Annotated in this window: 8 protein-coding genes; all 8 read left to right on the top strand. The window is 67.8% G+C overall.

The window, feature by feature from the left end:
- Window positions 1-38 precede the first annotated feature (38 nt).
- The 8 genes from JGU66_01170 (at window position 39) to JGU66_01135 (ending at window position 12,079) form a co-directional block, all read left to right on the top strand.
- The gene (locus tag JGU66_01170; GenBank protein MBJ6759352.1) at window positions 39-725 is read left to right on the top strand and encodes a hypothetical protein; all 687 of its coding nucleotides are present in this window, start codon (window positions 39-41) and stop codon (window positions 723-725) included.
- 40 nt (window positions 726-765) lie between these two features.
- Window positions 766-1,131, top strand: coding sequence for a hypothetical protein (locus JGU66_01165; protein ID MBJ6759351.1), 366 nt, complete (start codon window positions 766-768; stop codon window positions 1,129-1,131).
- 138 nt (window positions 1,132-1,269) lie between these two features.
- Window positions 1,270-1,851, top strand: coding sequence for an elongation factor P (gene efp / locus JGU66_01160; protein MBJ6759350.1), 582 nt, complete (start codon window positions 1,270-1,272; stop codon window positions 1,849-1,851).
- Between the two features lie 38 nt (window positions 1,852-1,889).
- On the top strand, window positions 1,890-2,474 hold the full coding sequence (gene accB, locus JGU66_01155) for an acetyl-CoA carboxylase biotin carboxyl carrier protein (GenBank protein ID MBJ6759349.1): 585 nt from the start codon (window positions 1,890-1,892) through the stop codon (window positions 2,472-2,474).
- A 63-nt stretch (window positions 2,475-2,537) separates the two neighbouring features.
- Window positions 2,538-3,923 (top strand): acetyl-CoA carboxylase biotin carboxylase subunit, encoded by a 1,386-nt coding sequence (gene accC / locus JGU66_01150; protein ID MBJ6759348.1) that lies wholly within the window; start codon window positions 2,538-2,540, stop codon window positions 3,921-3,923.
- A 192-nt stretch (window positions 3,924-4,115) separates the two neighbouring features.
- Window positions 4,116-7,187 carry a tetratricopeptide repeat protein gene (locus JGU66_01145; protein MBJ6759347.1) on the top strand — a complete coding sequence of 1,024 codons (3,072 nt, stop codon included), beginning with the start codon at window positions 4,116-4,118 and terminating at the stop codon, window positions 7,185-7,187.
- Window positions 7,188-7,214: 27 nt separating this feature from the next.
- Window positions 7,215-8,153 (top strand): AAA family ATPase, encoded by a 939-nt coding sequence (locus tag JGU66_01140; GenBank protein ID MBJ6759346.1) that lies wholly within the window; start codon window positions 7,215-7,217, stop codon window positions 8,151-8,153.
- A 5-nt stretch (window positions 8,154-8,158) separates the two neighbouring features.
- Window positions 8,159-12,079: a translocation/assembly module TamB gene (locus JGU66_01135; GenBank protein ID MBJ6759345.1), complete on the top strand. Its 3,921-nt coding sequence runs from the start codon at window positions 8,159-8,161 to the stop codon at window positions 12,077-12,079.
- The last annotated feature ends 14 nt before the right edge of the window (window positions 12,080-12,093 follow it).

Below are 12,093 nucleotides of genomic sequence, written 5' to 3'. Positions count from 1 at the left end.
TTCGGCTGCCGCGTCCTCTCACAGGAGAGCGTCTCTCTATGAAGCGCGTCTTTTTCGCCGCGGCTGTGCTGGCCCTGGGTCTGGGGGCCTGTGTCGACTCGCCGCCTGAGATCCAGATCTTCGATGTGAAGCAGTTGGATGTGGAGTGCAAGGTTGATGCAACCAATCCGAGCATCCTGGCCGGCACGCTCAACCTGAACTACGCAGCCGGCTACATCGCGGCGTTCATGGTGAACTCCAGCCTCAGCGCGGGCAAGGTCGTCATCGGGAGTGACACGGTCACCGGCACGTCGGATCCGGATGCTGTCTACATCGATCGGCTGGCAGTGACGTACACGGCGACCCTGCTGGATTCCACGGTTGGGGGCACCTCGGGGGCGAACATCAACCTCGGCTCGGAGGACGTGCCGGTCCTCCTCGCGGTCCGAGGGTCGACGAAGGACAACATCGTCGCGCTCAACCTCATCACCGTGGCGGCCTACAACAAGCTGAAGGCTGCTGTATCCGGTGCCCAGTACGCGCAGGTGCTCGTGACCCTCAAGATGAAGGGGAAGACGGCTGGCGGCGCGAACGCGGAGTCGAACGAGGTCACGTTCCCGCTCAGCATCAACAACGCGCCCGTGCCCATTCCAGCGTGTGGGACTGGCGTGCTCTTCAAGCCGGCCGGGCCGTGCGGCACCTTCGGGGGCCAGGACGGCATCTACCCGGAGTGCGTGAACCCGTAGTCTCCTCGGTCCCGTCGCGGGTCCTCCACGAGCGCTTGCCATGTCCTTCCGCACACACCTCGAATCGGTGGTCAACCAGGTCGACGGGGCCCTTGCCTGCAGCGTGATGGGCTTCGACGGCATCTCCGTCGAGACGTTCCAGAAGGATGAGGCGGTCGAGGACCTGGACCTGTCCGGGGCCTGGGTGGAGTACGCCAACCTCCTCACGCAGTTGAAGAACGCCGCCGAAGCGCTGAAGACAGGCGCGGTGACGGAGGTGAGCATCAACAGCGAGAAGGTGCTCACCATCATGCGGCTGGTGTCCCCGGAGTACTTCCTCGTGCTCGCCCTGGGCGCCGAGGGGAACTACGGCAAGGGGCGTTACGTCCTGCGCGTGACGGCTCCCAAGGTTCGCGCCGAGTTGTAGCCGGGGGGCCCGAGGGCCTCCCATGCCGGTCAGGCGACGCACGGCACGCAGTGCTCCTTTCCTCTTTTCAGGAACTGGGGCATGGGCTAGACACCCCGGACTTTTCGCAGCTTTCGTAAGTCCGAAGGAGTCGGTCCCATGGCCGGTGTCATTGACACGTCCGAGTTTCGCAACGGGTTGAAGATCGAGATCGACGGCGAGCCGTTCGTCATCGAACATTTCCAGCACGTGAAGCCGGGCAAGGGTTCGGCGTTCGTGCGGACCAAGATCCGCAGCCTGATCAGCGGTCGTGTGCTCGAGCCGACGATGAAGTCCGGCGACAAGGTCGGCCGGCCCGACATCGAAGAGAAGAGCATGGAGTACCTGTATGCTCAGGGCGATGACTTCTACTTCATGGACAAGCACAACTACGAGCAGACCTTCCTCACCAAGGATGTGCTCGGAGAGGCGCGCAACTTCCTGAAGGAGAACATCGCCGTCGACGTGCTCTTCTACAATGGCAAGGCCATTGGCGTGACGCTGCCGAACTCGGTGGACTTGAAGGTCACCACGTGTGACCCGGGCGTCCGAGGCGACACCGTGTCCGGCGCGATGAAGCCGGCGACGCTGGAGACGGGCTTCACCGTCAACGTTCCGCTCTTCATCAACGAGGGCGACGTGCTCAAGATCGACACGCGTGATGGCGGCAAGTACCTGACGCGCGTGGCCACCGCGGGATAGTCGTCCGCATCGCGGCGACTTCGGAGGGAGTGGACGTAATGGCAACGAAGCGCAAGGCAGTCCGGGCGGCCGCGCCCGCCACCGAAACGCGTCAGGCGGGGACGACGTCCCTCGACGTCGAGGCCCTCCGGCAGATTGTGGAGATCCTCGAGGCCTCCGACGTGACGCGGCTGGTGTGGACGCGCGGCGACGAGAAGCTGTTCATCCGCCGTGGCCATGCTCCGGAGACCACCATCGTTCATCACGCGGCGCCCACCGGGCCGAGTGTGACGGTGGCGCCGCCGACGGAGTACGCGGCCCCCGCGGCGCCGCGTGCGCTGGCGGCTTCCGCGCCGGCCTCGGCGCCGGCAGCGGCTGCCCCGGAGAAGGCAGCGGAGAAGCCGGGGCTCGTGATTTCGAGCCCGTTCGTGGGGACGTTCTACCGGACGCCCGCCCCGGATCAGCCCGCGTTCGTGGACGTGGGCTCGGTGGTGAAGAAGGGGCAGATTCTCTGCATCGTCGAGGCCATGAAGCTGATGAACGAGATCGAGTCTGAGGTCTCGGGTCGCGTGGCGGAGATCCTCGTCGAGAACGGTCGCCCGGTGGAGTTCGGCCAGTCGCTGTTCCGCATCGAGCCGGTCTGAGCCTGAGGTGCGGGTGCCCGGCATGTCCCGGGCGCCCCTCCAGGCACACTCAAGGAGCACGGCGTGTTCAAGAAGGTGCTGGTTGCCAACCGTGGGGAGATTGCCCTGCGGGTCATCCGTGCCTGCCGCGAGTTGGGTATCGCCACCGTGGCGGTGCACTCCACGGCGGATGCCAACGCGCTGCACGTGCGCTTCGCCGACGAGGCGGTGTGCATCGGGCCGCCGGCTTCCAAGGAAAGCTATCTCAACGTCCCGCAGTTGCTCTCCGCGGCGGAGATTACCCGCGCGGACGCCATCCACCCGGGCTACGGCTTCCTGTCTGAGAACGCCGAGTTCGCGGAGGTGTGCGAGAACTGCAAGATTCGCTTCATCGGGCCTCGGCCGGAGATGCTGCGGCTGATGGGCAACAAGGTGCGCGCGCGCGCCGCTGCCCGTGAGGCTGGCATGCCGCTGCTGCCTGGCAGCCCTGGCACGGTGAAGGACCCGAAGGAGGCCGAGGCCTTCGCGCGGGAGATTGGCTTCCCGGTCATCCTCAAGGCCGCCGCCGGTGGTGGTGGCAAGGGCATGAAGATCGTCCGCGATCCGAGCGCGCTCGCCCAGGCGTTCGCCACGGCGCAGGCCGAGGCCGTGGCCAGCTTCTCCAACGGCGATCTCTACATCGAGCGATACGTGGAGAAGCCGCGCCACATCGAGATCCAGATCGTCGCGGATGAGCACGGCAACATCATCCACCTCAATGAGCGCGAGTGCTCGGTGCAGCGCCGGCACCAGAAGCTCATTGAGGAGTGCCCGTCGCCCGCGCTGTCGCCCGAGCTGCGCAAGAAGATGGGCGAGGTGTCCGTCGCGGCGATGCGCAAGCTTCGCTACAACAACGTGGGCACCATCGAGTACCTGCTCGACGAGCGCGGGCAGTTCTACTTCATGGAGATGAACACCCGCATCCAGGTGGAGCACCCCGTGACGGAGCTGGTCATGGGAATCGACCTGGTGCGCGAGCAGATCCGCATGGCCTACGGGCACCCCCTGCGTCTCAAGCAGGAGGACGTGCAGATTCGCGGGCACGCCATCGAGTGCCGCGTCAACGCCGAGGACCCCATCACCTTCGCGCCGTGGCCGGGGAAGATCACCGGCTACAGCGTGCCCGGTGGCTACGGCGTGCGCGTGGACTCGGCGGCTTACGAGAACTACACGGTGCTGCCGTACTACGACAGCCTCCTGGCCAAGCTCATCGTGCACGCGGAGGACCGCGAGACGGCCATCCGACGCATGCAGCGGGCGCTGTCCGAGTACGTGGTGGAAGGGATTCGCACCAACATCCCGTTCCACCGCGCGGCCCTGGTGGAGGATGCGTTCCTGGAAGGCAACTACGACACCCGCTTCGTGGAGCGGCTCCTGGCCAGCGAGACGGGAACCCACCGGCTGAAGAAGGCCGTGGAAGAGACGCCCTAGGCGCTGGTGCGCTGGGCGTGTGACGCCTGCCTGGTGGCCAGCCACTCAGGCGGGTGATCCGGCCCCGGGGGGGCGCCGGGCTGTTTCTTGACCCGCATCGGAGGATTCCGTTAGCCTCCGACATCCCCCTCAGTTGAGGACAGAAACCCCCGAAGTTCCTCGGGGTTTTGGCCTGCCGGAAGCCCACGCTCGATGGACAAGAACAAGATCATCGAAGCTGCCGCGAAACTCGTCGCGAAGGGTGCCTACGACAAGGCCATCAAGGAGTACCAGAAGGTTCTGGAAGTCGACCCGAAGGACATCCGGGTCCTCCAGAAGATGGGCGAGCTGTACCAGAAGAAGAACGACAACCCCCAGGCGGCGCACTTCTTCACGAAGGTGGCCGAGAGCTACTCCTCGGACGGGTTCTTCCTCAAGGCGGTCGCCCTCTACAAGCAGGTCCTCAAGCTCAACCCCAACCTGCTCGAGGTGAACCTCAAGCTGGCGGAGCTGCACCAGCAGCTCGGGTTGATGTCCGAGGCGATGGCCTACTTCCAGATTGTCGCCAATCACTACGACAAGGCGGGCGATACCAAGGCCTCGCTCGACACTCTGAAGAAGATGGTGGATCTCGACCCCGAGAACGTGGCGTCGAAGATCAAGCTCGCGGAGCTGTATGCGCGCGAGAACATGGCCAAGGAGGCGCTGCAGGAGTTCAAGCGCGCCGCCGAGTACCTCAAGCGCAACTCCCGCATGGATGACTGGCTCCGCGTCGCGGAGCGGTTGTCCTCGCTCGAGCCCGACAACCTCTCGCTGGCCAAGGAGCTGGCGGCGGCTTATCTCCAGCGCGCGGATCAGAAGCGCGCGCTCGCGAAGCTGCAGGTGTGCTTCAAGGCGGATGGTCGCGACGTCGAGACGCTGACCCTGCTGGCCCAGGCGTTCCAGGGGCTGGGCCAGACGTCGAAGACGGTCTCCGTCTACAAGGAACTCGCGAAGATTCATCAGGAGCGCGGCCGCGCGACGGAATCCGAGGCGGTCTGGACGCAGATCGAAGTGTTGGATCCGCAGGACCCGGATCTGCTCGCCCGGCGCGCGCCCCTGGAGGAGCCTCCCGCGCCGGCCCCGACGCCGCAGCCCGCCGCACCCGTGGCCGCTGCTCCGCGTCCCTCCGCGGCTCCCGCTCCCGTCGCGCAGCCCGCCCCCGCGCCAGTCCAGGCGCCTGCCGCGCCGCAGGGCATGGGCCGGGAGCAGCTCTCCAAGCTGCTGACCGAGACCGACGTCTACGTGAAGTACGGGCTCCACGACAAAGCGCTGGAGCACCTGCGCAAGGTCTTCTCCGTCGACCCGGAGAACCTGGACGCGCACGAGAAGGCGTACCACATCTACGTCGCCGCCAATAACGTCGCGCAGGCCTCCGAGCAGCTGTTGAACGTGCTGCGCCTGTGCACGCGTCGCGCGGACGTGCAGCGCGCGCAGCCGTACCTCCTGAACATCCTGCAGGAGAACCCGGCGCATCCCGAGGTGCCGGCGTTCCTGGCGGTGCTGCGCTCCGACACCGCGGTGGCGGCCCCGGTCGCCAGCCCGATGATGGTGGAGTCGCTGGGCGAGGACGCCATCCTGGTGGACTCGAACGACGATGAGATCCTCGTCGCGGAGCCGCCGGACGATGCGCTCGCGCAGCCTCCCGGGGATGAGCTGGCCCTGGCAGCGCTGAGCCATGGCACGGACTCGGACGAGGTCATCGACGACGGCGCCGACAGCACCGTCGTCAGCGAGGAGGCCCTGGTCGGCGAGCCCATCACCTCGAACGAGAATGAAGTGTTCGAGGACTCGCCCGCGCCGGAGGACCTCGCGGCGGCTGCGATGTCGGATGCGTTGGTGTCCGACGATGGGTTGATGTTGACGGACGAGCCCGGCCTGTCGTCGATGCAGGACGATGAGCCGCTCGTGTCGGGTGGAGAGGACGAGACGTCCTTCGCGGACATGTCGTCCGACGAAGACATGGTCGCTCCCGACGACGACCTGGGCGCGATGGCCCTGGGCGACGAGGAGGACGCACCGCCCACGCGCATCCTGTCTCCGTCTCGCGCGCTCCTGGAAGAAGCGGCGCCGGACACGCTGCAGCTCCCCGCGCTTGCGGATGATGAGCCCGCCGAACTGGGGGGCTCCGCTTTCGAAGAGGACGAAGTTCCCACGCGCGTGGGCATCGCCGCGCTGAGCAGCAGCGACTTCGACGCGCCGGGCCTGGGCGAGGAAGACGACGCACCCACGGCCGCGCATTCGATCGCGGTGGCGGTGGCGGATGTGACTCCGCTGGAGGACGACACCGAGGCGACGGCTGTGGCCGAGGTCGAGGCCATGCCCGAGGCGGAGGCGGAACTCGAGGATGAGCCCGCCGCCGAGGAGTGCGACGAGGCGTCCTTCTTCCTCGACCAGGGCTTGCTCGAGGAGGCGCGGGAGATCCTCGAGACGGTGGCGATCGCCTTCCCGGGCCATGTGCGCGCTGGCGAGCTGATGGCCCGCCTGGAGGCGCTGGAGGCGCAAGGCAACGCGTCCCAGGACGAGGCGCCCGCCGAGCCGCTCTCCGTGCCCAGCGTGCAGCCCGTCACCGAGTCCTCGGGGGAACGCGATGCGTTCGACCTCGCGGCGGAGCTGGCGGGGGAGATCGACGGCCTCGGTGGCGAGGAGCTGGCGGAAGCGCCGCCGGCGGAGGACGACTTCCAGTACTCGGTCGATGAGGTCTTCGCCGAGTTCAAGAAGGGCCTCGCGAAGGTGGTGAAGCCCGAGGACGTGGACACGCACTACGACCTGGGCATCGCCTACAAGGAAATGGGCCTGCTGGACGACGCGGTCCACGAGTTCGAAGTGGCCCGCCAGGGCTGCGTGGGCACGAAGCGCGAGCTGGACTGCCTGACGATGACCGGCATGCTCCACACCATGCGCGGCCAGCCCGCCGAGTCCGTGCGCGTCTTCAAGGACGGACTGGCGAGCCCGCTGGCGGTGGGCGAGGTGGGCAAGGCCCTCGGCTTCGAGCTTGCCAGCGCGTACGAGGCGTTGGGCGAGGCGGGCAAGGCGCTGTTCCATTACCAGCGCGTGGCCGCGCAGGACGCGAAGTATCGCGAGGTGTCGGCGCACGTGTCGCGGTTGGCGGCGACGACGTCTCCCGAGAGCGACGAGGCTCCTGCGGCCGCGAAGGGCGCCGCCGGAGCAAAGGGCCCGAGCGCCGCTTCCACCCAGGTGCCAGCCGCTGGCGCGCCCAAGGCGCGCAAAGTCGGCTACGTGTAGTTTGCTGCCACGAGGTCCGGCGAACCGATGACGACCTACCTCGATTTCTTCGAACTCACCCAGGAGCCGTTCTCCAACGCTCCGGTGAGTCGCTTCTATTACAACTCGGCGCAGCACTCGCAGGCGCTGACGCGGCTGATGCATGCCGTGGGCTACATGAAGGGCCTGTCCATCCTCATCGGGGACATCGGCGCGGGCAAGACGACGCTCGCCCGGCGCATGCTCGACTCGCTGCCTGAGTCCGAGTACGAGGCCGCGCTGCTGGTCATCATCCACTCGGGCATCACCGCCCACTGGCTGCTGCGGCGAATCGCGCTGCAGTTGGGCGTGGAGAATCCCGCGCAGGAGAAGCTGGCGCTCCTGTCCCAGCTCTACCAGCGCCTGCTGCAGATTCACGAGTCCGGCAAGAAGGCCGTCGTCCTCATCGACGAGGCCCAGATGCTGGAGACGCGGGAGATCATGGAGGAGTTCCGGGGGCTGCTGAACCTGGAGGTCCCCGAGCGCAAGCTCATCTCGTTCGTCTTCTTCGGCCTGCCGGAGATCGAGAAGAACCTCAAGCTGGACCCGCCGCTCGCCCAGCGCGTGGCGCTTCGCTACAAGCTCGAGCCCTTCACGGCGGAGTCCACCGAGGCCTACATCAAGCACCGCCTGCGGTTGGCGGGCTGCCCGCGCATGCCCTTCACGGCCGAGGCGCTGCTGGCCGTGCATGCGCACTCGGGGGGAACCCCCCGCGTCATCAACACCTTGTGCGACAACGCCCTCTTCGAGGCGTTCCTGGCCCGGCAGGAGAGCATTGGCGCCGAGCTGGTGAATCGCATCGGGCAGAACCTGGGACTCCAGGGTGGCGCGGCCGCCTCGTCGGCGAGCGAGCAGGCGGCTCCGGCCACTTCGCTGCCTCGCACGGCGAAATCCAAGATCGATTTGGCGGAGATCGACCGCTACCTCGAGGGGCTCGGTAAGCTGTAGCGGTCTTGGCATCCCAGGGCCGCAACGGTGCGCGCAAGGCGCTGCTCGTGGTGCTCCTCGTTCTCTCGGGGAGCATCCTGGTCCTGCGCACCCAGGCCGCATGGGATGCGACGTGCACGCTGGCGCGGCGCCATCTCCCGGGCGTGCTGGGGATGGACGTCGGCATCGGGCGATGCGAGTTGGATCCGCTGGGCTCGCGCGTGCTGCTGCATGGCGTGTCGCTCTTCCTGCCCGGCTCGGACACGCCGTTGTTCGCGGCAGATACCGCGGAGGTGCGCTTCGGCTTCTTCGGGCCGTTGGGTCGGCGCTTCACGTTGGGGCAGGTGCGTGTGCGGCATCCGCGCGTCAACCTGGACCTGTCTCAACCCGCGCCCGCGACGCCGCGCGAACCGGGGACGTGCTTCCTGGCGCCGTTGGATCGGCTGCGCATCGCGAAGTTGGACATCACGGGCGCGGAGGTGCGGCTCGCGCTGCCTCGCGGCCGTCGGGTGGACATCACCAACCTGGACGTGGGGTGGGTGGAGCGCTGGGGCGTCATGGAGTTCGACGTCGAGGCGCGCAGCGGACTCGTGCGCCTGGGCGCGGACGGCGGCGAGCTGACGCTGGGCCGGCTGGTGTTCACCGGCGCGTTGGATCCCACCGAGGCGCAGCTCGACGTGGAGCGCGCCGAGGTCACGCTCGACGACTTCACCACCACGCTGTCCGGTCGCGTGGAGACGCTCTGTCAGCCGCAGCTCGCGCTGGATGCCCAGGTGTTCCTGCCGCTGCAGACCCTGCATCGCGCGCACCTGTTGCCCAAGCCCGCCACGGGACATCTGTGGTCTCGCCTCTCCGTCACGGGCAAGCCCTCCGCGCTCGCGGTGTCCGCGGACGTGTCCGCCAGCAACCTCGCTTACGAGAAGTACGGACCCGTGAGCCTCACCGCGCGGCTGGCATACGTGGGGGACCGCGTTCGGGTGGAGCAGTTGGCGATCCCCATGGGCAGTGGGCGCGTGAAGGTGACGGGCTCGCTGCGGCTGACGCCCGAGCTTCCGGTGGAGGTGGCGCTCACCACCGAGGAGGCCTCGCTCGGACGAATCCTGGAGCGCGCGGGCATCGCGGGGGCGTGGGTGGACTTCCCCGCGAGCGCGACCGCGCATCTGTCCGGCACGCTGCTGCCGCGTCCCAACATCTCCGGGCCTCTGGATTTGCGCGCCGGGCGCTTCGTGCTCGCCACGCGCCCGTATGACGCGCCCGAGTCCCTAGGCAAGACGCTGCTCGAGTTCGACCGGGCTCGCGCCCAGACGCTCGTGAAGCTGCTGCCGGATCGCGTGACGTTCGCGAACATCACCGCGGACTCGGGGCGCTCGCGCGTGCGCGGCGACGTGACGCTCTTCTATGACAAGGCGCGGGGCCTGGACATCCGCGGCGGTGGAGACCTGGAGCTGGCGGACTTCGGTCACATCGCGAAGCTGCCCTGGTCCGGCCGCGGCTCGGCCACCTACGTCATCACGGGGCCGTACTCGGACGTGAAGGTGGACTCGAGCCTGTCGCTGCGCGACTTCGTCTTCTGGAACCTCGGCCTGGGCGTGGTGCAGGGCAAGCTGACGTACTCGGGGGGCGTGTTGGCCTTCCCCTCGCTCACCGGACAGAAGGGGCGCACGCAGTACTTCGGCAAGGGCGCGCTGACGTTCGGGCGTGTCTTGCACGCGCGCCTCGACGTGAACGTGCCGCAGGGGCGCACCGAGGACCTGGTGGACGTGGTGGCCGGGCTGAGTTCCTCGCTCGCGGTGATGCAGGGGGCGCTGACGGGCACGGCCTCGGGGCGCGTGGAGATCGACAGCCCCGTGGAGAAGCTGGAGGGGCTGGTGGTCTTCGACATGAAGGACACCCGCTATTACGGGCGGCGCCTCGGCGCGGGCTCGGCGCGGCTGCGTTTCGTGGAGGGCAAGGAGATGGTGCTGGAGCGCACCGTGTTGGAGGGCCCGCTGGGACGGCTGTGGGCCGAGGGCACCTTGGCATTCGCGGGCGGGCTGGACTACCGCTTTGGTGGAGACCACCTGTCGTTGACGGAAGCCGTGGGGCCGGACGTCGGCGAGCGCATGGGCATCCAGGGGCTGCTCGAGCTGGATGGGCGCGTGACGGGCAACGGGGAGCTGCCGGTGGTGGAGGCCTCGCTCAAGGGGCCCCACGTGACGTTCGCTTCGCGAGACCTGGGCGCCATGGATCTCCAACTGCGCCAGGTGGGCAAGGACCTGCGCGTGGACGGTCATCCGTTCCGGGACGCGGAGGGCTGGATGACGATGAAGGTGAAGGCGCCCTATGGCTTCGACTCCTCCATCGCGCTCCAGCTCCCGGAGATCCGCCCGCTGTTGCCGCAAGCGTCGTACCTCCAGGGTGTGTCCGGCTCGCTCGCGGGGCGTGTGTCCGCGCAGGGGCCCTTGCTGGACCCCTCGTCCTACGAGGCCACCGCGCAGGTGCAGAAGCTGGTGCTCACCCGAGGCGACCTGCGCGCGGACAACAAGGGACCCATCTCGCTGTCCTATCGCGCGGGGACGCTGGAGGTGTTGCCGTTCCGCTTCAGCGGGACCTCGCTGGACGTGACGCTGGGCGGCTCGGTGAGTGGCCGGGGAATGGCCGTGAGCCTCCGTGACGGCAGCATGGACGTGCGCCTCTTGGAGCCCTTCCTGCCTGGGGTGGAGCGCGCGAGCGGCCTCTTGCGAGTGGACGCCGAAGCGACGGGCACGCTGGACGACCCGTCACTGGTCGGCTCCGCCGAGCTGTCCGATGTGCGCATCACGATGCGCGACCTGCCCGTCAACGTGCGCGGCGTGTCGGGGCGGCTCGAACTCACGGGCCAGCGCGTGCTGCTGGAGCACTTGCAGGGGCAGCTCAACGACGGGCACGTGTCCGCGCGCGGCGATGTGCGGTTGGATCGCTTCAAGCCGAAGCGCTTGGGGCTGACGCTGCAACTCGACGAGGTGCCGTACCGGCTGACGGAGGACCTGCCCATCACCGTGTCCGGGCTGCTCCAGGTGATTGGTCCGCCGGATGGGCTCACCGTCACGGGTGGCCTGGACATCGTCAAGCTGCGCTACCAGAAGTCGGTGGACGTGGAGTCGCTGCTCAAGGGGCTTCAGCGCCGGACGGCCCTGGTGGGCGGGCTGCCTGGCGAGCGGGCACGCGACCCGTTCGTCACCTGGGACGTGAACGTGCACTTCGGTGACGTGCGCGTGGAGAACAACCTGGCCAAGGCGCGGCTGCTCGGGGATGTGCGCCTGACGGGCACGGACGTGCGGCCAGGACTGCTGGGGCGCGTGGAGGCGGCCGAGGGCAGTCAGGCGTTCTTCCGCAACAACCCCTTCGCCATCAACCAGGGGCAGGTGGAGTTCCGCGATCCAACGGGGATCGACCCGGTGTTCGAGGTGCAGGCCCAGACGCAGGTGCGCGAGTACGTGGTGCGGCTGCACGCCTTCGGCAAGCCGGCGGACCCGCAAATCATCTTGTCGTCCGAGCCCGCGCTGACGGAGGGGGACGTCCTGTCGCTCTTGACCCTGGGCGTGACGAGTTCGGACAAGGACACGGCGGCCTCGGCCAGCGCCGGGCTGGCGGCCGAGGCCCTCTTCAATGTGTCCGGTCTGGACCGGCAGCTCCGGCGCTTCCTGCCGAGCAACCCCGTCCTGCGCGACCTGTCCCTTCAGATCTCCACGACCTACAACGACGCCACGCGGCAGGCGGAGCCCACCGCACAACTGGAGTCGAAGTTCCTGTCGGAGAAGCTTAAGATCGGCATGACACAACCGGTGAGCGGTCGCGGGACGCGGGCGCGGGCCGAATATCGATTCGACGACCGACTTTCCGCGCAGGCCCAGTGGGACAACGAGAACAGCGAAGCCTCGTTTGGAAACCTCGGGCTCGAGCTGAAGCTGGGCTGGGAGGTCGAGTAGCCGCGTGGCTCGCG

Source organism: Myxococcaceae bacterium JPH2 (assembly GCA_016458225.1).
Classification (GTDB): Bacteria; Myxococcota; Myxococcia; order Myxococcales; family Myxococcaceae; genus Citreicoccus.
This window is presented reverse-complemented; position numbering and strand designations above follow the sequence as displayed.

Coding starts and splice junctions, on each gene's coding strand:
- JGU66_01140 (MBJ6759346.1), top strand. CDS start 7,215: ATGACGACCTACCTCGATTTCTTCGAACTCACCCAGGAGCCGTTCTCC.
- JGU66_01145 (MBJ6759347.1), top strand. CDS start 4,116: ATGGACAAGAACAAGATCATCGAAGCTGCCGCGAAACTCGTCGCGAAG.
- JGU66_01170 (MBJ6759352.1), top strand. CDS start 39: ATGAAGCGCGTCTTTTTCGCCGCGGCTGTGCTGGCCCTGGGTCTGGGG.
- accB (MBJ6759349.1), top strand. CDS start 1,890: ATGGCAACGAAGCGCAAGGCAGTCCGGGCGGCCGCGCCCGCCACCGAA.
- JGU66_01165 (MBJ6759351.1), top strand. CDS start 766: ATGTCCTTCCGCACACACCTCGAATCGGTGGTCAACCAGGTCGACGGG.
- efp (MBJ6759350.1), top strand. CDS start 1,270: ATGGCCGGTGTCATTGACACGTCCGAGTTTCGCAACGGGTTGAAGATC.